Below are 22,519 nucleotides of genomic sequence, written 5' to 3' on the forward strand. Positions count from 1 at the left end.
TTGTAGAAACCGGCGCAACAATCCGAACTTCATAAGCGCCGTTATGTCAGTATTAATCCGTAGTCTGGCATTATAAATCATCAAACACATCCGTGTTTTATTGATAACAGCCATGCAAGAAACTGCATGGAAGAATTTCCGAACGAAAATCAGTTGTCCAGTCTCTGTGCTGCCAGACAACGCCTTGGAGGCTTCCTTGAAATCCCTGTACCTCACGGCCGCGTTTGCGCCGCTTATCCTCGCCATGCCCGCTCATGCGCAGACGCAACCTGCGCCGCAGCGCCAGACGGCCTGGGAGGCCAGCCGGACGCGGGCCAATGACGACGTGATCGTGACGGGGGTGGCCAAGGCGCGCGACAGGCTGGACAGCGCGACCTCCACCAGCTCGATCAACGATGTCGAGATCGCCAAGATCGGCGCCTATTCCATCAACGACCTGTTCCGCACCATCCCTGGCATTCGCGCCGAGGCCAGCACGGGCGAGACCAACGGCAACTATACGATCCGCGGCCTGCCGATGGTCAGCACCGGCGCGAAGTATCTGCAGTTCCAGGAAGACGGTCTGCCGGTCCTGGAGTTCGGCGACATCCTGGCGCTGACGTCCGACTATTTCATGCGCTACGACTTCAACGTCGGCCAGATCGAGTCCATCCGCGGCGGGTCGTCCTCGACCTTCGCATCGAACGCGCCGGGCGGCGTGATCAACCTGATCTCGCAGACGGGTGAGGTCGAAGGCGGCTCGGTCCAGGTGTCTTCGGGCCTGGATTACGACACCTATCGCGGCGACTTCAGCTATGGCGGTCACCTGAGCGACACCGTGCGCTTCCACGTCGGCGGCTTCTATCGCGAAGGTGAAGGCCCGCGCGACGCCGGCTTCACGGGCAACAAGGGCGGCCAGATCAAGGCCAACATCACCAAGACCTTCGACGGCGGCTTCGTGCGTCTGTACGGCAAGATCCTGGATGACACCGTCATCGCCTATGGTCCGACGCCTCTGCTGGTGTCCGGCACGAACGACGATCCCAACTACAGCGACGTTCCGAACTTCTCGATGACGCGCGACACCCTGACGTCGCGAAATACCACGGTCTTCCCGTTGCTGGACGGCGACAACAACCTGAAGCGCGTCAATCTGCAGGACGGCAATCAGGTTCAGGTGCGCGCGCTGGGCTTCCAGACCCGCTTCAACCTGCACGGCTGGACGATTTCCGAGCATATGCGTTACGCGCAGCAATCGGGCGATCAGTCCTTCAACTATCCGCTGGCCGTGGTGCCGGCGGCCCAGGCGCCGCTGGCGTTCGGCCGTCGTCCCGGAACCCTGGCCTATGCGACGGGACCGCGCGCCGGTCAGGCGATCACCAGCCCGACGACCCTGAACGGCAACGGCCTGCTGGCCTATTCGACTCTGGTCCACACCGACATCGACAGCCTTGACAACTTCACCAACGACCTGCGCGCCAACCGCGTCTGGAAGATCGGCGGCGGCGACCTGACGACCACCGTTGGCGTCTACTCGGCCCAGCAGGATCTGAATTTCGATCGCCAGTACATCCCGTTCCTTCAGGATGTGGTGGGCGGTGGAAACTCGGCCTTGGTCGACATCTTCAATACGAACGGCACGCCCCGCACGCAGGACGGCGTGGTCAACTTCTTCGGTCCCTCGGGCGCCGGGTCCAACTCGCGCACCGATGTGACCTACAAGGTGCTGGCGCCCTACGCCTCGCTGAACTACCGGCTGGGCAAGCTGGCGCTGGGCGGATCGATCCGCTTCGACAGCGGCGACGTCAGCGGCCGCACGGTCGCCAACGGCCTGACCGACGTTCGCACCATCGACGTGGACAACGACGGCGTCATCTCGGAAGCGGAGCGCACCTTCGCCTTCGCCCCGGCCGCCAGCGCCACCCCGGTCGACTACGACTACGACTATGTTTCGTATTCGCTCAGCGCCAACTATCGCGTCTCGGACAGCTTCTCGACCTTCGCCCGTTACAGCGAGGGCGCACGCGCCGCAGCGGACAAGATCCTGCGTTCGCCGGCCATCAGCAATGTCGACGGCGACCTGCTGCAGGCCGACGCGGCCTATGATCCGGTGAACCAGGCCGAGATCGGCATGAAGTACCGGGCCAACGGCCTGTTCGCCAACGTCACGGGCTTCTGGGCCGAGGTCAGCGAGACCAATCAGCAGATCCGCGCGGATGCCGGCGGCGTCACGCGTCTGGTGCTGGTCCAGCGCAGCTACGAGGCCAAGGGCGCCGAGTTCGAGGCCGGCGTGCGTCACGGTCCGTTCAGCCTGACCGGCAGCGCCACCGTCACCAGCGCCGAGATCACCAAGGCCGAGGATGCGGCTCTGGTCGGCAACTCGCCGCGCCGTCAGGCCGACCTGATCTTCCAGGTCATGCCGCAATACGAGACGGACCTGTTCACGGTCGGCGCCAGCGTCGTCGGCACGACCGAGAGCTATACGCAGGACGTCAACCAGCTGAAGATGCCGGGCTACGCCACGGTCAACGCCTTCGTCCAGGTGCGGCCCATCGACCGCGTCGTGCTGTCGGTGACCGCCAACAACCTGTTCGACGAAACGGCGCTGACCGAGGTGTCGGCCGACAGCCTGCCCGCCAGCGGTGTGGTCCTGGCCCAGGCCCTGCCGGGCCGCACCGTCACCGCAGCCGTGCGCTTCTACTTCTGATGCAAAGCAGGCTTCCGCGCGTGAGCCCGGAAGCCTGTTCCTTCGGGAGTTATATCCAGTGACAGCGGGCGGCGTTGTTGAGGAGGCGGGCGGATTCGAAGATCAGGTGATCGGCAGATAAGGGCTTGGGGATGACGACGTCGGCGCCGGCGCGTGAGGCCAGATCGCGATGGTTGGACGAGGCGTTGGCCGTCAGCATGGCGATCGGGAGCCTGTTGACCTCGCGCTGCTGTTCGCCTCTGCGGATGCTGCGGATGGCCTCGACGCCGTCCATGACCGGCATCTGCATGTCCATCATGATCAGGTCGTAGGCGTGCGCCGACCAAAGATCGACGGCTTCCTGGCCGTTTTCGGCGACATCGATTTGACAGCCGAAGCCGCTGAGGAGCGCCTGGACGACCTGCTGGTTGACGAGATTATCCTCCGCCAAGAGGATCCGCGCGCCGTATAGTCGATCCAGCGCCTCCACATGGCTCTCGCTTTCGCGGGTGATCTCGCCGCTGGGATCCATCGGCAAGTCGAGAACGAAGAGCGTTCCCCGACCGGGCTTTGAACGCACCCTGAGGCCGCCGCTCATCAGCTCCGCCAGGCGACGACTGATGGAGAGGCCAAAGCCCGTGCCGCCGAACCGCCGCGAGATGGAATCGTCGGCCTGGCTGAACGGCGAGAACAACAGTTTCGCCGTCGATCGATCAAAGCCCATGCCGGTATCGGCGACGCGGATGCGAAGACGCCTGGACGGCTTAGAGTAGCGCGCATCGACCAGCACCTGGCCGACTGCAGTGAATTTGATGGCGTTGGAGACCAGGTTCAGCAGGATCTGACGCAGACGGGCCCCGTCGCCCATGAGATGGGGGGGAAGGCCGTCGAACCGGGAGATCAGCTCAAGTCCCTTTTCGCTGGCCAGCGGCCGCATCAGATCGACCGCGCCGGAAATGGTGTCGGACGGCGCAAAGGATTCGTTGACCAGGTTCATCTCGCCGGCCTGGATTTTGGACAGGTCCAGCACATCGTCCAAGATGCGCCTCAGCGTCTCGCCGGACTTGATAATCAGATCGACCTTCTGGCGCGCATCGTCGGGCAGGTCGGCGCCTGACAGGGACTGCGCCAGGCCCAGGACGCCGTTCAACGGCGTTCGAACCTCATGGCTCATGGTCGCGAGGAAGGTGTCGCGCAGCGCGGCGGCGCGTTCGGCGACGAGGCGCGCTTCCGAAAGGGCCTCCAGAGCCAGCACATGTTCGGTCACCTCGAAACGGATGGCCGTGTAGGACGCCGGACCTTCGGGACCGCTGAGCGCCGGCACGATAGTCGTATCGACCCAATAGAGGCTGCCGTCCTTGCGACGGTTCCGCAACGTGCCGGTCCACACCTTGCCGCTGCGGATCGTGCGATACAGATCCTGGAAGAAGGCCTTGGAATGCAGGCCGGAGTTCACGATCCGATGGGTCGAGCCGATCAACTCTTCTCGGCTGTAACCGCTGACTGCGACGAACTTCTCATTGCAGTCGGTGATGACCCCATGTCGATCGGTCGTCACCAGGATGGCGGCGACTTCGAGCGCTCTTCGAAGTTCAGCATCGAGCGCGCCTCCCGTGCTTATCCCCAGCGATCGGGTCGCTGTCAAAGGGTGGGCGGGATGTATTCTGACCGACGCCATCGGCTCTTTCCGGTTGTTGCCTCGCCCACTCTGTTTCCAAAGGCTTGCTCGGCAATCTAGGATTGCGCCGATATGAAATCGTTTCCTTCAGGATGCACTGTTAAGAGTTCGATAGCCCTAAGGGTTGACCTTCGTCTATCTTGCAGGTTGCGGCCAATCCTGTCACATCGGACCTATGGGTGTTCGTGGGACGATGGACGAGTTCACCGTGCGGGAGTTCGATGATCCCGCCATGGCGCTCTATGCGCTCGACACCGCCTTGCTTGAGCTTGATCGCCAGCTTGATCGCGTCCTGCGCGCCGATGGTCAAAGCAATGCCGCCGTCCGCGCCTTGAGCTTGATCGCCGGCGAGGGCCGTCGCGGGGTCAAACAATGCGCTCTGGGATCGACGCTTCAGGCGCCGCCGGCCTCGCTATCGCGGCTGGTCGATAATTTGGTTCGCGCTGACCTGGTCAAGCGTTCGCCCCATCCAAACGACCGGCGGGTCACCATGCTGGAAATCACCGAGGCAGGCCGCGCCGTTCTGGACGATCGGCGGTCGCAATACGGTCGTCTGGCCGGCCTTTTGACCAGCGAGGGTCTGAAGACCGCCGCCCAGCTGATCCCGCTGCTGCAGGCCATGGCGAAGGACGTCGGTCACGCCGCGACCTGACGTCAGACCGGCGCAAACAATGCTTCCGCTGTGAAACAGTCTACAGGCTGAAGGGACTTCAACCGGCTTTTAGATCGAACCTCGTCCAACTGACCGCCATGCAAGGGGGCCGTCATGTCGGACGCAATGAATCTGGATCAAAGACTTCGCTTCTTGAAGCTGGACAAGGCCGCAAGGTCTCGGCTCGCCGACGCCAGACCCGTCATCGAGGCGGCGCTTCAGCCCAGCCTTGAAGCTTTTTACGCCCAGGTTCGCGCGACGCCTGACGTGGCCCGCTTCTTCGGCGTGGAGAGCCAGATCGCGGGGGCCAAGGACGCCCAGGCGCGACATTGGGGCCTGATCGCCTCGGGCGCCTTTGATCCGGCCTATGTCGAGGGCGTGCGCCGCATCGGCCAGACCCACGCCCGGATCGGCCTGGAGCCGCGCTGGTATATCGGCGGCTACGCCCTGGTCCTGGAAGGGCTGATCGAGGCGATCGTCACATCCCACGCCAAGACGCGGTCGCTGTTTTCGAAGCGCGACGACGGCAAGGCCTTGTCTGCGACGCTGGCCAGCGTCGTGAAGGCCGCAATGCTCGACATGGATTTCGTCATTTCGCTGTATCTGGAAGCCGCCGAGACCAAGCGCCTGGAGGCGGACCAGAAGCGCGCAGAGGCCGAGGCCGAACAGACGCGGGTCGTGGAAGATACGGCGGCGGCTCTGGCGGCTCTGGCCCAGGGCGACCTTCGAACCCGCATCGCGTCCGACTTCACCGGCGGCTATGCGCGCCTGAAGACCGACTTCAACACCGCCATGCAGCGTCTGGACGACGCCATGGCCGAGATCGCCGGCAATACGGGCGCCATGCAGCTCGGCGCCGCCGAAATCAGCGAAGCGGCCGACGACCTGTCGCGGCGCACCGAGCATCAGGCGGCCACGCTGGAGGAAACGGCGGCCGCGCTGGACGAGATCACCGCTACGGTGAAGCGGGCGGCCGAAGGCGCCAGTCGCGCCGCCGCGGTCGTGGAAACCTCGCGTCAATCCGCCGAGCAGTCGCGCGAGGTGGTCAGCCGCGCCGTCGAAGCCATGACCGCGATCGAACAGTCGTCGTCGCAGATCAACCAGATCATCGGCGTCATCGACGAAATCGCCTTCCAGACGAACCTTCTGGCCCTGAACGCGGGCGTCGAGGCCGCGCGCGCGGGTGACGCGGGCCGAGGGTTCGCCGTGGTGGCCTCCGAGGTTCGGGCCCTGGCGCAGCGGTCCGCCGAGGCGGCCAAGGAGATCAAGTCGCTGATCACCACCTCGTCCGTCCAGGTGAAGTCCGGCGTCACCTTGGTCGCAGAAACGGGCGAGGCCCTGTCGTCCATCGTCAAGCGCGTGGCCGAAATCGACGAGCTCATGAACGAGATTACGGCCTCGACGCGCGAGCAGTCGACGGCGCTGGAAGAGGTCAACACCGCCGTCAACCAGATGGACCAAGTGACCCAGCAGAACGCCGCCATGGTCGAACAGTCGACGGCGGCCAGCCACAGCCTGACCTCTGAGAGCCGTCAGCTGTCGGATCTGGTTCAGCGTTTCAGCCTGACGCGCGAAACCGCGCTGAGCAGCCGAGCCCTCGCCGCCCCGGCGCCGCGCAAGCCGAGCGCGCCCCGGCCTACGCGTCCGGCCGCGCTGCGATCCTCCGGCTCGGCCGCGCTGGCCGTCGTGGAGGAGGCGGACACGGCCGGCTGGGAGGAGTTCTGAAGATGAGCGAAGGAAGCGCAAGCTACCGGATGACCCTCGCCTGCGGGCGGCTTTTGATGCTCGACGAGATCAACGCGCTGACGTCGCGCTGGAACGAAGCCCTGGCCGCCAGCCAGACCGACGAACAGACCTTCCAGACCATATCCAACGCCTGGCGCGACATGGGCGCCTTCATCAGCCGCGCCGTCTTTCAGAACGCCGCCGACGTCCGCCGACTATCGCTGGAACACCGCTGCCAAAGCGCCGGAAACGACAATGGCTGACTGACGGAGCTCCCTATTCGGCTGCGACCACGACGGCTGGTCGGCGTGACATCAGCACGATCATCAGCAGACCAAGGGCGGACGCGCCGGCGCCGGCCATAGCAACGGCTGGATAGCCGAGGCCGCCGGCGATGACGGCGCCGCCCAGAGCGGCCCCGATGGCGTTGCCGAGATTAAAAGCGCCGATGTTGACGGCCGAAGCCAGGTTCGGGGCCTCACGCGCTGCATCCATCACGCGAACCTGAAGCGGCGGCACGAGCGCGAAGCTGGCGATGCCCCACAGGAAGATGAGAACGGCGCTTACGTTGGCGAAAGGCATGGCCACGGCGAAGGTCAGCAGGACGAGCGACAGGCCGGCGAGGGTTACGATCAGCGTGCGATCGACAGAATGGTCAGCAAACTTGCCGCCGATCCAGTTGCCGACGGTCAGCCCCAGCCCATAGAGGACGAGCATCGCGGTGATGAAACCCAGCGACGCGCCGGTCTGTTCGCGCAGGATCGGCGTGATGTAGGTGAAGACGGTGAACATGGCGCTGGACCCGATAACTGTCAGGGCCAAGGCCGACAGGACGCGTCTGCGGCCAAGCACGCGCAGTTCAGCCAACATGTCGCCGGCGGCAGGTGCGGCGGCTTTCGGCAGGGTCAGGGCGAGGGCCGCCATCACCATGACGCCGATCATCGCAATGCCCCAGAAGCTGGCCCGCCAGCCCAAGGTTTCCCCAGCCCAGGTGGCCAGAGGCACGCCCACGACATTGGCGATGGTCAAGCCCATGAACATGGCAGCCACCGCCCCGGCCTTGCGGTCCGGCGGCACCAGCCCGGCGGCGACAATGGCGCCGACGCCAAAGAAGGCGCCATGGTTCAGCGACGTGATGATCCGCGCGATCATCAGCAGGGCGTAGTTGTCAGCCAGCGCAGACAGCGCATTGCCAATCGTGAAGATGCCGGCGAGACCGATGAGCAGGGTGCGGCGCGGAACGCGGCCCGTGGCCAGGGTCATCAAGGGCGCGCCCAGGACGACGCCCAGAGCGTAGGCGCTGATTAGCAGACCGGCCGATGGAATAGAGACGCCCAGATCGGTCGCGATGACGGGCAACAGCCCCATGGGGGCGAACTCGGTCACGCCGATACCGAACGCGCCGGCGGCGAGCGCCAGCAGGGGAGGGTTGAGTTTCATAGGATGGAAATCCGCAGACCAATAAGACTTGCGCACAGATGGACGCGGTCGTGCCCAGCGGTTAGGCCTTTCGGAAGCGAAGGATTTTTGAAATGCACGCAAAGGCGCCGTCAGCGGGCGCGGATCGCGCCCGCGACATGGAGGTGTTCGCGGCTGTGGCTGCTGCCGGCAGCTTTTCAGCGGCCGGTCGGGTTCTTGGGCTGACGCCATCGGCCGTGAGCCGAACGATCGATCGGATCGAGGCGCGACTGGGCGTGCGGCTCGTCCTGAGGACAACCCGCGCCTTGACGTTGACGGTCGAGGGCCAGGCCTATCTGAGCGCCGCACGGAGAATCGTCGCCGACCTGGATGAGGCCGAGCAGTCCATCTCGGACCAGGGCGCGCCGCAGGGACGCTTAAGGGTCAGCGCATCCCTGGCGCACGGTCGGCAGGTGGTCGTGCCGCTGATCGGCGCGTTCGTGGCGCGCTACCCGCAAATCCTCGTCGATATCAATCTGACGGATACGGTCGTGGATGTCGCGGCCGGACAGGCCGATGTCGCCATTCGCTTCGGACCGCTGCTGGACAGTCCGCTGACGGCGCGACGGCTGGGTGAGACAGGGCGAACGATCGTGGCGTCGCCGACCTATCTCGCGCGTCGCGGCGTGCCGCGCGTGCCGGAGGACCTGCACCAACATGACTGCCTGAACTTCAACTTCCGAAGATTGGAGCCCGTGTGGCCATTTCGACGGGACGGTCGTGACTATGCGCTGACGGTTCGCGGCCCCGTGGAAGCGAACAATGGCGAGAGCCTGACGCAACTTGCGCTGGCCGGCGTCGGCGTAACGCGCGTGGGCAACTTCAGCGTCGCCGAGGCCATTGCGAAGGGTGAGCTTGTGCCGCTGCTTGAGGATTTTAACCCTGGCGATCGTGAGCCCATCCATGCCGTCTTTGTCGGCGGCGCCAGCGTTCCCGCTCGCGTCCGGGTGTTCGTCGACTTCTTGGTCGATCAACTGCGGCCACGGTCGGTTGCAAGAGATGCGACCGAAGTCGCTCCTGGTGCTGACACGGGGTGATCGCGGCAAATCGTCGTGGAAATGATGCGTGCGGAACCGTCACCGCTGGCATGGCTTTTCCCATTCACGGGGATCAGGAGATCCGGCAAGCGGTTGGGGGTACAGATTTGAGTTGGACGCCGTATTGCGGACCCGCGCCGGCTTTCGGCGAGTGGCGCTGGAACCTGGATCCGATCTTGCTGGCCGTTCTCGTCGCAGCTGCGGGCCTGGTCCTTTGGCGGCTGGAAGGGCGGCGGCGGGGCTATGGTCTGGCGGCCGTCGCTGTCTTAGCCGTTGGATTTGTGTCCCCGCTGTGCGCCCTAAGCTCGGCTCTGTTCGCGGCACGGACGGTGCATCATGTGCTGCTGGTCGGCCTCGCCGCGCCCTTGCTGGCGGCGGCCCTGCCCATGAGACGATATGGGTCGCTGATCCTGGCGACGGCGGTGCAGGCGGTGGTGTTCTGGGCGTGGCATGCACCCGACGCCTATGGCGCCGCCCTGTCGAACGATGCGGTCTACTGGGTGATGCAGATCAGTCTGCTGGCGAGCGCCGTCTGGTTCTGGTGCGCGGCGCGGTCGGCGTCTGCTCCGGCCGCGGTCATCGCCCTGTTGGCGGCCATGCTGGCGATGGGGCTCCTCGGGGCGGTGCTGACCTTTGCGGGGCAGGCGGTCTATGCGCCCCATGCCTATTCGACCCTGGCCTGGGGCCTGACGCCGCTGGAGGATCAGCAGGCGGCCGGGCTGATCATGTGGGCGCCGGCGGCGGCGCTGTATCTGTTCGCCGCCCTGTGGCGGCTGGGGCGGATGATCGGCCCCGACGCCGAGGCGCATCCGGCATGATCGAAAGACTGTTCAGGCAGCTGCTGGAATGGGCGGCGGGTCACCATGACGAGGGTCGCTACTCGCCCGTCGGCATCGGCTTTCATTGGGTGATGGCGGGGTTGGTGATCTTCCAGCTCGGTTGGGGCTGGTGGATGGGGCGCCAGCCGGTGGGCGGCGCCATGATGGCCGCCTATGACCTGCACTTCGCGATCGGCGTGCTGATGCTGATCCTAGTGATCGGCCGGTTGTCGTGGCGACTGCTGGCGCCCGACCTGATCAATGATGCGGACAAGCCGGGTTGGGAGAGCATGGCCGCCCATGTGACCCACTATGTCTTCTACATCTGCCTGTTCGGCCTGCCGCTGTCGGGCTGGGCCATGATTTCGGCGACGGATCGGACACGCCAGCTGGAGACTTTAGGGTTCATCAAATGGCCGCTGCTGCCGCTGCAGGATCTGTCCAACACCCAGCTATGGGCGATCGAGGCGGCGGCGGAATGGATGCACTGGGGACTGGTCATCACCCTGCTGCTGATGATCCCCATCCACGCCGGCGCCGCGCTCAAGCACCATCTGATCGATAGGGACGACGTGTTTCACGCGATGCTGCCGGTCGTGCCGCTGCTTCGACCGAAGCGGACCCGGTGGCAGCGGCGCTGGCGCGCGCTGGAGAAGCGGGTTGCGTCGACAGCCAGGACGCTATGGCGCGGGCTTCTGGGGCCGAAAGCGATTTGACGGCGGCGGCCATGACGCCGCGCGGGTCGTTGCGGCGTTTGCCCGTTTTCCAGCGGTCAATCTGTTCCAACGTATAGGCGGTAGGCTGACCGGCGATCTGAGGATTGCCGCCCTGGCCCGAGCCTTGACCCCGGTCGCCGTGACATGAGGCGCAGGCGACGATGCCGCGCGAGGGGTCGCCGTTCAGATAGAGGGCGGGCGCAGGCGCCATCGACACGGGCGTTTGCGTCGGTGGCGGGGGCAGGGCGGCGTAGTAGGCGGCCACCTCGCGTCGGCCCTGCTGATCCAGGGCCTTGGCGATGCGCGTCATGGCGTCGTCGGGACGCAGGCCCGATGCATAATCTTCCAACTGCTTTTGCAGATAGCCGGCGTCCAGGCCCGCTAGGCGTGGGGCGGCGACCCCGTCCCCGCCTCCGTCCAGGCCGTGACATGTAAAGCAGGCGTTGGCCGCCCCGCCGGCGCCGCCGCTCATGGCGATGACCTGACCATTCGCCGTGAAGGTGCGATCCGTCTGGCCCGGCGTGGAGTCGCAGGCGGCCAGGCCGGTCAGCATAACAAGGACGGAAAGGGAGGCGCGCACGGCGGTGCAACACCTGCTTATGGCGAAGGTTCCTTGTGGCGATGCGACGAGGCTCCATGTCGCAGTCGGGAACCTCCGTCCGACAAGAGGATTGCTCTGGCGAAGCTTTGGGGGGCGGATGGGTTTTCGGACAACGGGCGAGGCGATGGGACGACGGGCGGCGGCCTGCGCGCTGGCGCTCGCCCTTTGCGCCTGCGTGGACAAGTCGGACCTGCCGCGGCCGGTGGTTCAGGCCGATGCGGCCGCCGGACTGGCCGTGATCAAGGAGGTCGGTTGCGCGGCCTGTCACCGCATCCCCGGCGTCGCCTGGCCCGAGGGCCGGTCCGGCTCGAACCTTGCCGGGTTCGGCGCGCGTCCCCTGATCGCCGGACGTCTGCCGAACCAGCCCGATACCCTGATCCGCTGGCTGATCGACGCGCCGTCGATGGATCCCGGAACCGCCATGCCGCCCATGCCCCTGACGCAAGACCAAGCCCGCGACGTTGCGGCCTATCTGTACACGCTCGATGAAGACTGACGCCCCTCCCGGAATCGCCGGCTGGCCGCCGCCCGTACTGGATCCGGCCGGGCCATTCGCCGGACCAATCCAGACCGTGGCCTGGGTGCTCTTCGTCATGGCGGCGGTGGTCATGGTCGTGGTTGCCGTGGCGCTCGGCATCGCCCTGTTCGGGCCGCGCAAGTGGAAGCGGCGGGTCGGCGGCGAACGCCTGATCTGGGTTGCGGGACTGGTCTTCCCGGTGGTCGTTCTGACCGGGCTGCTGGTCTATGGGCTGACCACGACCGCTCGGGTGGCCGATGCGCCCAAGCCCGGCGAAATGCGGGTGCGCGTCACCGGCGAAATGTGGTGGTGGCGCGTCGCCTATCTGGATGGTCAGGGGCGCGAGATCGTGCAGGACGCCAACGAGGTCCATATCCCGGCCGGCCAGCCCGTCGTGTTCGAGCTGGAAAGCGCGGACGTGATCCACAGCTTCTGGGTGCCGCGTCTGGGCGGAAAGACCGACATGATCCCCGGCCGCCGCAACTTCATGCGCCTGCAAGCCGATGCGCCTGGGACCTATGGCGGCCAATGCGCCGAATATTGCGGCGGTCCTCACGCTCTGATGGGGCTGGTGGTCGTGGCCCATGCGCCGGACGACTATGCCGCCTGGTTGGCGCGTCAGTCGCGGCCGGCCGCCGTCGTGCCCTCGGCCCAGGGGGCGCTCGCCTTGATCGACCAGGGGCGCAACGTCTTCGCCGCCTCGGGCTGCGCCGCCTGTCACACCATTCGCGGAACCGAGGCGAACGGTCTGGCAGGACCGGACCTGACCCACGTCGGCTCGCGCCAGACGCTGGGCGCCGGCATCCTGCCGAACAATCAGGGGACGATGGCCGGCTGGATTTCGGACAGTCAGAGCCTGAAGCCCGGCAATCGGATGCCGTCCTATGCGGTCCTGTCGGGCCAGGACGTGCGCGCCGTCGCCGCCTATCTGGAAAGCCTGAAATGAGTTCGGAAACCGGGTTCGATCCCGAACTCTACAAACGCTTCCCCACCACCGAAGCCCGGCCCGAGGGCGAGCTGGAGCAGCTCAACGAGGTCTGGTGCGGCCCGCGGCGGCCGTGGGAGTGGATCACGGCGATCAACAACAACTACATCGGCGTCTATTACGTCGGCGCGGCCATGCTGTTCTTTGTGCTGGCGGGCGTGCTGGCGCTGTTGATGCGCACGCAGCTGGCCCTGCCGATGACAGGTTTCCTGGCGCAGGAAACCTACAACCAGATCTTCACCATGCACGGCACGGTGATGATGTTCCTGTTCGCAGTGCCCGCGGTCGAGGCGCTGGGCGTGTTGTTGCTGCCGCAGATGCTAGGGGCGCGCGACCTGCCGTTCCCGAGGCTGAGCGCCTACGCCTTCTGGGCCTATCTGGTCGGGGGGCTGTGCTTCTTCGCCTCGTTGTTCTTCGGCCTGGCGCCGAACGGGGGCTGGTTCATGTATCCGCCGCTGACGTCGATGACCTATTCGCCGGGGATCAACGCCGACTTCTGGCTCCTGGGTATCGGTTTCATCGAGATTTCGGCCATCGCCGGCGCCATCGAGATCATCGTCGGGGTGCTGAAGACGCGCGCGCCGGGCATGACGCTGGACAAGCTGCCGATCTTCGCCTGGGCCATGCTGATCTTCGCCTGCATGATCATCATCGCCTTCCCGTCGATCATTTTGTCGACCCTGCTGCTGGAGCTGGAACGTGCGCTGGGCTGGCCCTTCTTCGATGCGGCCAAGGGCGGCGATCCCATGCTGTGGCAGCACCTGTTCTGGTTCTTCGGCCATCCCGAGGTCTACATCATCTTCCTGCCGGCGGCGGGGGCCATGTCGACCTTGATCCCGGCCGTCGCCCAGACCAAGCTGGTCGGTTATCGACTGGTGGTCCTGGCCATGCTGGCGACCGGCTTCATCAGCTTCGGCGTCTGGGCGCACCACATGTTCACCACGGGCATGCCGCAGATCTCGATCAACTATTTCAGCGCCGCCTCCATGGCCGTCAGCGTGCCGGCGGGGGTGCAGGTCTTCGCCTGGATCGCCACCCTGGCGGCGGGCAAGATGCGGTTCAACACGCCCGGCCTGTTCGCCGTCGGGGGGCTGGTGATCTTCGTCATGGGCGGACTGACCGGGGTGATGGTGGCCATGGTGCCGTTCGACTGGCAGGCCCACGACAGCTATTTCATCGTCGCCCACCTGCATTATGTCCTGATCGGCGGGATGGTCTTCCCGCTCTTCGCCGCCATCTACTACTGGACGCCGATGTCCAGCAGCCGGCCGCTGAGCGAGCGGTGGGGCAAGTGGATCTTCTGGCTGATGTTCGTCGGTCACAACGTCACCTTCATGCCCATGCACCTGACCGGGCTGATGGGCATGCCGCGCCGCGTCTATACCTATCTGCCGGATCGGGGCTGGGATCTGCCCAATATGATCTCGACCGTCGGCTCCTTCATGTTCGGCCTGGCGGTGGTGCTGTGGATGATCGACATGATCCGCAACTTCCGGCCCTTCGGCGAGAAGGACGCGGGCAATGTCTTCGGCGGGCCGGGGCTGGAGTGGCTGCCCGCCGGTCGATACTCGCTGCGCTCCGTCCCGGTGATCAAGAGCCTGTATCCGGTGTGGGACCAGCCTAACCTGGCGCGCGACGTCGAGGCCGGCCGCTACTTCCTGCCCGGCGCGCCGCGCGGCGAGCGCGAGACCATGATCACCAGTCCAATCAACGCCGAGCCCCAATATCTCCAGCGGATGCCCCGGCCGTCCAGCTGGTATGTCTGGGGCGCGATCTTCACTGCCGGCTTCTTTTTGATCCTGACGATCCAGGCCTACGTCGCTTCCTTGGTCAGCGGCGTGCTGGCCATCTACTGCATCCTCAAATGGTGCTGGGGACTGGATCGCCCCAGCGGTCCAGCGACGGTGGATGTCGGCGGCGGCGTGCGACTGCCGACCTATGTGTCCGGCCCCAGCAGTCACGGCTGGTGGGCGATGGTCATCACCCTGATCGTGTCGGGCATGGTCGCGATCATGGCCTGCTTCTCCTACGTCTTCCTGTGGAGCCGCCGACCGGACCTGTGGCAGGCGCCGCCCGAGATCGGCTCGCTGCCTTTGACCTTGGGGCTGCTGGCGGGCGCGGGGATCGGCGCCTGGGCTTCTCCAGGCGCGCTGAAGCTGGACCGGCCGCGCAGCGCCGGCATCGCCTCTGTCCTGATGCTGGTCGCCACCCTGGCGGCGGGCGGCGCCTTTGCGGCCGAGGCCTCGGCCTGGTGGAACTCGGGTCTGCGGCCCGACGCCTCTAGCCAAGGTGCGACCGTCTATGCCCTGTTGGCCTGGCAGGGGACATTCGTCGGCATTTCGTTGTTGATGGGGTCGTTCATCCTGCTGCGCTGGCTTTGCGGCCTGGTCTCGCCGCGCTATCCGGCGACGTTCGAGGTGGTCGCCCTGTTCGTGGCCTTCACGGCGGTTCAGGGCGCGGCGACGACCCTTCTGATCCGCCTGTTCCCGGGCGTCGGCGCATGAGGTTCTGGCTGCTGATGCTGGGCGGGCTCCTGATCTGGGCCGCCCATTTTTTGGGCCTGTATCTGCTGTCCAGCGCCGCCGACGTGGCGCGTGGCGACGCCGGCGCGTGGAATGCTTTCGGACTGACTTTCAGCGCCCTCTGTCTGGCAAGCATTGGCACCTTATGTTGGAAATGCCTGGTTGCCCTGCGTGCAAAGCCGGAAGCGACACGGTCCTTCGGCTTGCGCCTGGCGATCGCCGGCAGCTTGCTTGGCGCGATCGGCGTTGTGTTTCAAACTCTGGTGCTCGTCGTCGGTGGTAGAATGTGAAGGTGATCGTGCGGCCTGATCTCTACCGACAATCAGGCCGCATAGTATTTTCTGTAGGCTCGGTAATCATAGTCGGCTTGGCCATAGCCTAGGCCAGCCTGCGCCCGGACATCGACCTGGCTCAGGGTGACACCGGAAAGGCGAACACCGGATTGGCCGAGGATGCGGATTGCGGCGGCGACGGCGCGCGCGGGGGTCTTTCGCCAGCGGGCGAGCAGGACGACGGTGTCGGCCGTGGCCGCCAGGATGCGGGCGTCGGCGAGGACCAGGACGGGCGCGATGTCGATGACGATCAGGTCGAAGGCCTGACGCAGGTCGTCGAGCAGAGCGGTCATCGGCGGAGCCCCAAACAGGTCGTCGGCCGACAGGCCTGATCCCGACAGGGGCAGAACCTGCGCGCCGGAGGCCGGGTCCAGCACCAAGACGTTTCGCCAGGCCGCCGCGCCGTGCAGGACTTCGGCCAGGCCGTGGTCGGGGTTCAGGCCCAGCATCCGCGTCACGCCGCGCCGACGCGGGTCGCCGTCGATCAACAGAACCCGTCCGCCGGAGCGCGCGGCGACGCGAGCCAGACAGACGGCTGTAGTGGTCTTGCCTTCGCCGGGCAGGGCGGAGGTGACGGCGACGATGCGCGCGCCCGGCTCGCCCACGAAGTTGACTATGGGGGTGATCGAGGTGCGCAGCGCCCGGAAGGCCTCGGCGAAGACCGACAGCGGGCGTTGGACGACGAGATCGATCGGGTGCAGCGTCTGATCCTCCGCCGTGGCCACCGATGAGGCGAGGGGAACGGCGCCGACGGCGCCGACGCCCAGCCTGCGCTCGATGTCATCGGGGCCGCTGAGGCCGGTCTGCATGGCGTTGGCGATGATGACGGCGCCGGTCCCCGCCGCCGCGCCAAGCAGCAGGCCGAGCGCGAGGCTGATCGTCAGGTTCGGCGCGCTTTGCGCGGTCGGAGGCGTGGCGCGCGAGACAATGCGGGCGTCCGCCTGTTCGACGCCGGTCTGGGCGCTGGTCTCGCGATAGCGATCCAGGAAGGCGCGGTAGATGGCGCGGGCGGCTTCGGCCTCGCCTTCCAGTTCGCGCAGGCGCACCGAGGCGGCGTTGTTGTCGGCCAGGGCGCCGCGCGCGGCGTCCAGGCTGGACTGGACCGAGGCGGCGCGTTGGCGGGCGACCTGGGCTTGGGCGTCCAGATTCGAGACGACACGCCGGATCTCGGCCTGAATCTGGGCGTCGATGTCGGCCAACTCCTGACGGGCGCGGATCATGTCGGGATGCAACGGGCCGTAACGCACGGAGAGATCGGCGACGCGTGTGCTGATCGTCGCGCGCTGGGCGCGCAGGTTCTGGACGACGGGAGAGGAGAGGGCTTCGTCGACATCGTCGCCGTTCGAGCCGGCCGCCATCTGGGAGCGGGCGGTGCGCAGGCGGGCGTCCTGTTCGGCTTGCTGTGCGCGGGCCAGGGCGAGTTGCTGGTTATAGGCCGAGATTTCCTGCTCCGTCAGGGTGGCACCCTGGGCGCTGAGCAGGCCGTTGTCGATCCGGTAGGCCGAGACGGCGGCGTCGGCGGACTCGACTTGTCGGCGCAGGTCTTCCAGCCGGGCGCCCAGGAAGGTGTTGGCCTGGGCGTTGGCGTCAAATTTGGCGGTCAGTTGGGACTGAAGATAGGCGTCGGCGAAGGCGTTGGCGATGCGGGCCGCCTTGATCGGGTCTTGGGAGGTGAAGCCGACCGCCATCGAATAGGTCAGGCCGACGCGGCGCACGATCAGGCGTCGCCGGACGGCGTCGATCACCTGTTGGCGCTCGATCTGGGCATCGGTCGGCGCAGGCGTGGCGCGCGGCAGGTGGTTGGTGAGGGGCGAGGATCGCAGGCGGGCGTTGAACTCGGGATCGCGGATCAGGCCCAGCGTCTCCACGACCTGGGCGGCGAGTTGTGGCGATTTCAGAACCTCGACCTCGGTGTCGACGATGGCCGCCTCGGCGTCGAGCGCCGACAGCACGGCCTGTCCCGCCACGACCTGTTCCTTGCGGGTATTGATCTGGAGGCTGGCGGTCGCGGTATAGACCGCCGGCTGGCCCAGCATCAGCGCCAGCACGATCAGGCAGACGACGGCTGCGACAGCGGTGAACAGACCGAGACGACGGCGGAAGGCGGCGAACAGGGCGTGGAGGTCGATGGCGTCGTCCGCCGGCTGGCCGGAACCGCCGATCGCGGGGTCGTGGTGGGTCATCGCGCCATCGAACGGTGATCGTCCCGTCCAGTGGTGCGATGATGCTTCTAGGTTGTCAATCTTCGCGCTGTGGCGGTGTGCTCAGAACTGCGAGACGACGGCGACGGAAAGGCGCGTCGAGCGATAGCTCGGTCCCCCAGCGGCGCCGGACGACGATTGATCGAGATAGGCCAGACCGGCGGTCAGACCGTAGCGACGGTTGAGGCGATAGACGGCGTTGAAGCCGGCGGCGAAGCGCGTGTCCGTGCGGTCGAGGCCGTTGTAGTCGTCTTCGCTCCACGCCGTTTCCGCCGTCAGGATCAGATTGCGCAGCAGCTCGTGGTCCACACTGATCGACAGGTCGGTGCGCAGGGCGCCGGCCGAGCCGATCACGCCGGTGTCCTCGGCGCTGCGCGCGGCGGCGGCGGTCAGGGTCGTCAGCTGGGTGGGAAACCACGACAGGCGCGCACGACCGCCGAAACCGTCCAGATCGCTATAGGCTGTGTCTTTGAAATCCTGGCGGATGTATCCAGCGGCGACCTCGCCCCGGATCAGCGCGCCCAGCTCGAAGTCCACGCCAGCGAGGGCTTCGTGGCCCGACGAGGATCGTTCCGGCGACCCTGCCACCGTGCGATAGTCGCGGTCATCGCGGGCGACCTGGACGAACAGGGCCGTGGCGGATGAGAGGGCGTAGTCGGCGCGGCCGGTCAGGCGGGCGACCGTGCGATCCCGGTCGTCCTGTTCGATGACGGTGCCGGCAGCGCTCAGTCCATCGCGGTAGTCATAGCGAAGAACGGCGGCGTCGGCCCGGAGGCGCAATCGACCTCGCGTGCGCGTCGCCGCGAGCGAGGCGGAGGCCAGATCGAAGGTGATCGGGCGGCGAGCAACGGGGCCGGCCCCCGCGGCGGTGCGGGCCTCGTGATCGTGAGCGTAGTCGGCGGCCAAGGTGATGTCGATGCCACGAACGATGTCGAGACGGCCGGCGCCGCCCAGGCTCCAGTCGGTCGTGTTCTCGCTGTCGAAATCGAGATTCCGGTCGATTTCGGCGCGGGCGCGGGTTTCAAGCGCGTGGCGCGACCAGTGGGATCGGACGACGACCTCAGGCGTCAGGCGCAAGGTCGTTGCAGGCTGACGGTTGTCTTCGGCCGCAAAGACATTGTCGTCATGAACGACGACCGACTGAAGCTGGGGAAAGACCGTGAAACCGCCGGCCCGGACGCCGAGCGGGTCATCGGCGGGTTGCGGCCGATCACGCACGGCGACCGCGCGGTTGCGAACGAATAGGTCGATTTGCGCGTCCTGAGCCGAGCGCAAAGCCTGGGCCGAGGCGTCGGTTGCGCCGAACAGCATCAGGGCGACGCCCGCCGGCAGGATTTCGCGTCGCATCGGCCCCCCAGCCTTCTTGCGTCAACCGTTCTCGTATTGACGCCACCAGGCGACGAACTTTTCCAGTCCGATCTTCAGCGGGACCCTGGGCTGATAACCGCACAGGGCGTTCAACTTTGAAATGTCGGCATAGGTGGCGGTGACGTCGCCGGGCTGCATGGGCCGCATGATCTTGTTCGCGCTGACGCCCAGCGCGGTTTCCAGCGTGGAGATCATCTCCATCAGGCCGACGGGCTGGCTGTCGCCGATGTTGTAGACCTCGTGCACGCCCTGCGCGGGGGGACGGTCCAGCACGGCGACCACGCCATCGACGATGTCGTCGATATAGGTGAAATCGCGCGCCATCTTCCCTTCGCCATAGACCTCGATCGGTTCGCCGCGCACGATCTTCTGGGTGAAGCTGAAATAGGCCATGTCGGGCCGGCCCCAGGGGCCATAGACGGTGAAGAAGCGCAGGCCCGATTGCGGAAAGCCATAAAGCCTGGCGTAGCTCTGGCTCATCAGTTCGCAAGAGCGTTTGGTCGCGGCGTAGAGCGAGACGGGATTGACCGTCGGGTCGTCCTCTCGGAAGCCCGAACCTTCCAGCGGCCGGTCGCCATAGACCGAACTGGACGAGGCATAGACCAGGTGGGTCACGTCACTGTGCCGCGCGGCCTCCAGCATCGACAGATGGCCGGCCAGGTTGGACCGCTCGTAGGCGAAGGGGTTCTCGAGGGAGTAGCGGACCCCCGCCTGAGCCGCGAGGTGGACAATCCGCTTAACCCCGGCATCCGCGACCAGCGCACGCATCTGCTCGTGATCGGCGATGTCGGCGCGGACCATCTTGAAGCCGTCTCGCCCTTCCAGCCGGGCGGCGCGGGCGGCCTTCAGGCGCGGGTCATAGTAGTCGTTGAAGACATCGACGCCGATCACCTGTTCGCCTCGGTCCAGCAGACGCTCGGCGACGTGCATGCCGATGAAGCCGGCAGCACCCGTGACGAGGATCGGCGACCCCATCAGCCGCGCCCGATGCCCATATAGCGGAAGCCACGATGCTTCATGTCCTCGGGCCGATAGATGTTGCGCAGATCGACCAGGACCGGCTGTTTCATCAGCAGCTTGATGCGGTCCAGATCCAGGGCGCGGAACTGGTCCCATTCGGTGACGAGGACGACGGCGTCGGCGCCGACGACGGCGTCATAGGCGCTGTCCTTCATCTGGATGTCCGGCAACAGCTTGGCGGCTTCGTGCATGCCTTCGGGATCGAAGGCCTGGACGGTCGCGCCGGCGGCGATCAGGGCAGGCGCGATGTCCAGAGACGGCGCATCGCGCATGTCGTCGGTGTTCGGCTTGAACGTCAGACCCAACAGGGCGACCGTCTTGCCCTGGACGCTCGTGCCCAGGGTCGCGGCGACGCGGTCGGCCATGGCCTTCTTGCGGGCGTCGTTGACCTCGACCGTGGCCTCGATCAGCTTGGTCGGCGCGCCATACTGCTGGGCCGTGCGGACCAGGGCAATCGTGTCCTTGGGGAAGCATGAGCCGCCATAGCCGGGTCCGGCGTGCAGGAATTTCGAACCGATGCGCTTGTCCAGGCCGATACCGCGCGCGACCTGCTGAACGTCGGCGCCGACGGCTTCGCACAGGTCGGCCATCTCGTTGATGAAGGTGATCTTCATCGCCAGGAAGGCGTTGGCGGCGTATTTGATCAGCTCGGACGTGCGACGGCCCACGAACAGCAGCGGGCTCTCGTTCAGGTTCAGCGGACGATAGAGTTCGCTCATGACCTTCTGCGCGCGGCCGCCGGCGTCGCCGGTCATGTCGTCGATGCCGATGACCACGCGGTCCGGGCGTTTGAAGTCGCCGATGGCGGCGCCTTCACGCAGGAACTCGGGGTTGGAGACGACGGCGAAGTCGGCGTTAGGATTGGTCTTGCGGATGATGGCTTCGACTTCGTCGCCCGTGCCGACCGGGACGGTCGACTTGGTGACGACGACCGTGAAGCCTTCGATCAGGCCGGCGATCTCCTCGGCGGCGGCGTGGACGTAGGACAGGTCGGCATGACCGTCGCCCCGCCGCGTCGGCGTGCCCACTGCGATGAAGACGGCGTCGGCCCGGCGAATGGCCTCGGCGCCGTCCAGTGTGAAGAACAGTCGACCCTCGCGCACATTGGCGGCGACCAGATCATCCAGCCCCGGCTCATAGATCGGGATTTCGCCCCGCTCCAGCCGCTCGATCTTGGACGGGTCCTTGTCGATGCAGGTGACGACATGGCCGAAGTCGGCGAAACAGGCGCCGGACACCAGGCCCACATAGCCCGTCCCAATCATCGCTACGCGCATCGAAATCCCTCATCAGCCGCGAGCCGACCTTTAGCGGTGCGGTGCGTCCGGGGACAATGGCTTTTGGTTTCGCGGTGCAACGGGTCTGCAGCCGACGCCATCCAGCGTCGGCTGCAGCATCAGAGCTAGAGGACGCCGATCATCGAGGCGACCAGCGGGTGACGGACGATGTCGCGCTCGGCCAGACGCACTACCGCGATGTCGGGTACGGCCTCCAGTCGCGCCGAGATGTCCGACAGGCCCGAGATGCCGGGCAGCAGGTCCGACTGCTGCGGGTCGCCCGTCACCACCATGGTCGAATGCCAGCCCAGGCGGGTCAGCAGCATCTTGAGCTGGACGTAGGTGCAGTTCTGCGCCTCGTCGACGACGATAAAGGCGTTGTTCAGCGTGCGGCCGCGCATATAGCCGACCGGGGCGATCTCGATCAGACCTTCGGCCATCAGCGCCTTGACCCGCTTCATCGACAGACGATCGGACAGGGCGTCGTAAAGCGGGCGCAGATAGGGGGCCAGCTTGTCCTCCATGTCGCCGGGCAGGAAGCCGATGGATTCGCCGGCCTCGACAGCGGGGCGGCTGAGGACAATCCGGCCCACCTTGCCCGCCTCCAGCGCCTCGACCGCCTTGGCGACGGCGAGGTAGGTCTTGCCGGTGCCTGCGGGACCCAGCGCCATGACCAGGTTGTGGTGGTCGATGGCCTCCATCAGCTCGCCCTGGCCCTCGGACTTGGGCTTCAGCGTCTTCAGATAGCCTTGGTCGCGGTCGTCGTTCGAAGGATAGGGCGACCACCCTGATCGTTCGTGATGTGGGGCGTGAAGCCGACGAACTTTCGACTCCTCCATGAAATCACGCGAATCCAGGATTCCGTGTTCACGCGTTTGACGCTTGGTTGCAGCACGCTTGGTCATGGACGCCTCCAGGGCATGAAAAAAGGCGGACCCGAACGGGCG

18 protein-coding genes and 1 pseudogene are annotated in these 22,519 nt (G+C 66.1%); 11 read left to right on the forward strand and 8 right to left on the reverse strand.

Annotated features, from left to right (window positions below; genetic code table 11):
- Positions 1-196 precede the first annotated feature (196 nt).
- Positions 197-2,686, forward strand: a complete 2,490-nt coding sequence (locus Q9R14_RS01595) for a TonB-dependent receptor domain-containing protein (protein WP_306003238.1) — start codon at positions 197-199, stop codon at positions 2,684-2,686.
- A 49-nt stretch (positions 2,687-2,735) separates the two neighbouring features.
- On the opposite strand, the gene Q9R14_RS01600 is transcribed toward Q9R14_RS01595, so the two are convergent.
- The gene (locus Q9R14_RS01600) at positions 2,736-4,343 is read right to left on the reverse strand and encodes an ATP-binding protein (protein ID WP_371929742.1); all 1,608 of its coding nucleotides are present in this window, start codon (positions 4,341-4,343) and stop codon (positions 2,736-2,738) included.
- Between the two features lie 193 nt (positions 4,344-4,536).
- On the opposite strand from Q9R14_RS01600, the gene Q9R14_RS01605 reads away from it, so the two are divergent.
- From Q9R14_RS01605 to Q9R14_RS01615, 3 genes are all read left to right on the forward strand, one after another.
- Complete coding sequence (locus Q9R14_RS01605) at positions 4,537-4,995, forward strand: MarR family winged helix-turn-helix transcriptional regulator (RefSeq protein WP_306003240.1); 459 nt, start codon at positions 4,537-4,539, stop codon at positions 4,993-4,995.
- Positions 4,996-5,109: 114 nt separating this feature from the next.
- Entirely contained in the window at positions 5,110-6,720 is a 1,611-nt protein-coding gene (locus Q9R14_RS01610) for a globin-coupled sensor protein (RefSeq protein ID WP_306003241.1), read from the forward strand.
- 2 nt (positions 6,721-6,722) lie between these two features.
- On the forward strand, positions 6,723-6,983 hold the full coding sequence (locus Q9R14_RS01615; protein WP_284876610.1) for a hypothetical protein: 261 nt from the start codon (positions 6,723-6,725) through the stop codon (positions 6,981-6,983).
- A 13-nt stretch (positions 6,984-6,996) separates the two neighbouring features.
- Here Q9R14_RS01615 and Q9R14_RS01620 read toward each other — a convergent pair whose 3' ends face one another.
- Complete coding sequence (locus Q9R14_RS01620) at positions 6,997-8,160, reverse strand: MFS transporter (protein ID WP_306003242.1); 1,164 nt, start codon at positions 8,158-8,160, stop codon at positions 6,997-6,999.
- Between the two features lie 92 nt (positions 8,161-8,252).
- Between Q9R14_RS01620 and Q9R14_RS01625 the strand changes: the two genes are divergently transcribed.
- The 3 genes from Q9R14_RS01625 (at position 8,253) to Q9R14_RS01635 (ending at position 10,749) form a co-directional block, all read left to right on the forward strand.
- Positions 8,253-9,215 (forward strand): LysR substrate-binding domain-containing protein, encoded by a 963-nt coding sequence (locus Q9R14_RS01625; protein ID WP_306003243.1) that lies wholly within the window; start codon positions 8,253-8,255, stop codon positions 9,213-9,215.
- Positions 9,216-9,391: 176 nt separating this feature from the next.
- A complete protein-coding gene (locus tag Q9R14_RS01630; protein ID WP_306003244.1) occupies positions 9,392-10,033 on the forward strand; it encodes a cytochrome c oxidase assembly protein in 642 nt (213 codons plus the stop codon).
- The gene (locus Q9R14_RS01635) at positions 10,030-10,749 is read left to right on the forward strand and encodes a cytochrome b (protein ID WP_045811114.1); all 720 of its coding nucleotides are present in this window, start codon (positions 10,030-10,032) and stop codon (positions 10,747-10,749) included. The genes Q9R14_RS01630 and Q9R14_RS01635 overlap by 4 nt, the downstream gene beginning before the upstream one ends.
- Positions 10,750-10,756: 7 nt before the next feature.
- On the opposite strand, the pseudogene Q9R14_RS01640 reads toward Q9R14_RS01635, so the two are convergent.
- Positions 10,757-11,302 (reverse strand): annotated as a pseudogene (locus Q9R14_RS01640) (cytochrome c); the annotation flags it as partial.
- 145 nt (positions 11,303-11,447) lie between these two features.
- On the opposite strand from Q9R14_RS01640, the gene Q9R14_RS01645 reads away from it, so the two are divergent.
- Genes Q9R14_RS01645 through Q9R14_RS01660 form a run of 4 tightly spaced genes read left to right on the forward strand, consistent with a single transcriptional unit; the run spans position 11,448 to position 15,664 of the window.
- Positions 11,448-11,846, forward strand: a complete 399-nt coding sequence (locus Q9R14_RS01645; RefSeq protein WP_306003245.1) for a cytochrome c family protein — start codon at positions 11,448-11,450, stop codon at positions 11,844-11,846.
- Entirely contained in the window at positions 11,836-12,813 is a 978-nt protein-coding gene (gene coxB, locus Q9R14_RS01650; RefSeq protein ID WP_306003246.1) for a cytochrome c oxidase subunit II, read from the forward strand. The genes Q9R14_RS01645 and coxB overlap by 11 nt, the downstream gene beginning before the upstream one ends.
- Entirely contained in the window at positions 12,810-15,356 is a 2,547-nt protein-coding gene (locus tag Q9R14_RS01655; RefSeq protein ID WP_306003247.1) for a cbb3-type cytochrome c oxidase subunit I, read from the forward strand. The genes coxB and Q9R14_RS01655 overlap by 4 nt, the downstream gene beginning before the upstream one ends.
- Entirely contained in the window at positions 15,353-15,664 is a 312-nt protein-coding gene (locus Q9R14_RS01660; RefSeq protein ID WP_306003248.1) for a hypothetical protein, read from the forward strand. The genes Q9R14_RS01655 and Q9R14_RS01660 overlap by 4 nt, the downstream gene beginning before the upstream one ends.
- Before the next feature lie 32 nt (positions 15,665-15,696).
- Here the strand turns inward: Q9R14_RS01660 and Q9R14_RS01665 are convergent, their stop codons facing one another.
- From Q9R14_RS01665 to Q9R14_RS01685, 5 genes are all read right to left on the reverse strand, one after another.
- Positions 15,697-17,889 (reverse strand): polysaccharide biosynthesis tyrosine autokinase, encoded by a 2,193-nt coding sequence (locus Q9R14_RS01665; RefSeq protein WP_306003249.1) that lies wholly within the window; start codon positions 17,887-17,889, stop codon positions 15,697-15,699.
- A gap of 81 nt (positions 17,890-17,970) precedes the next feature.
- Complete coding sequence (locus Q9R14_RS01670) at positions 17,971-19,254, reverse strand: outer membrane beta-barrel protein (protein WP_306003250.1); 1,284 nt, start codon at positions 19,252-19,254, stop codon at positions 17,971-17,973.
- A gap of 21 nt (positions 19,255-19,275) precedes the next feature.
- Positions 19,276-20,250: an SDR family NAD(P)-dependent oxidoreductase gene (locus tag Q9R14_RS01675; RefSeq protein ID WP_371929743.1), complete on the reverse strand. Its 975-nt coding sequence runs from the start codon at positions 20,248-20,250 to the stop codon at positions 19,276-19,278.
- Positions 20,250-21,572: a UDP-glucose/GDP-mannose dehydrogenase family protein gene (locus Q9R14_RS01680; RefSeq protein ID WP_306003251.1), complete on the reverse strand. Its 1,323-nt coding sequence runs from the start codon at positions 21,570-21,572 to the stop codon at positions 20,250-20,252. The genes Q9R14_RS01675 and Q9R14_RS01680 overlap by 1 nt, the downstream gene beginning before the upstream one ends.
- A 125-nt stretch (positions 21,573-21,697) precedes the next feature.
- On the reverse strand, positions 21,698-22,489 hold the full coding sequence (locus tag Q9R14_RS01685) for a PhoH family protein (RefSeq protein WP_088582943.1): 792 nt from the start codon (positions 22,487-22,489) through the stop codon (positions 21,698-21,700).
- Between the last annotated feature and the right edge of the window lie 30 nt (positions 22,490-22,519).

It is taken from the genome of Brevundimonas sp. C43, assembly GCF_030732185.1.
In the GTDB taxonomy this organism is placed as follows: domain Bacteria; phylum Pseudomonadota; class Alphaproteobacteria; order Caulobacterales; family Caulobacteraceae; genus Brevundimonas; species Brevundimonas diminuta_C.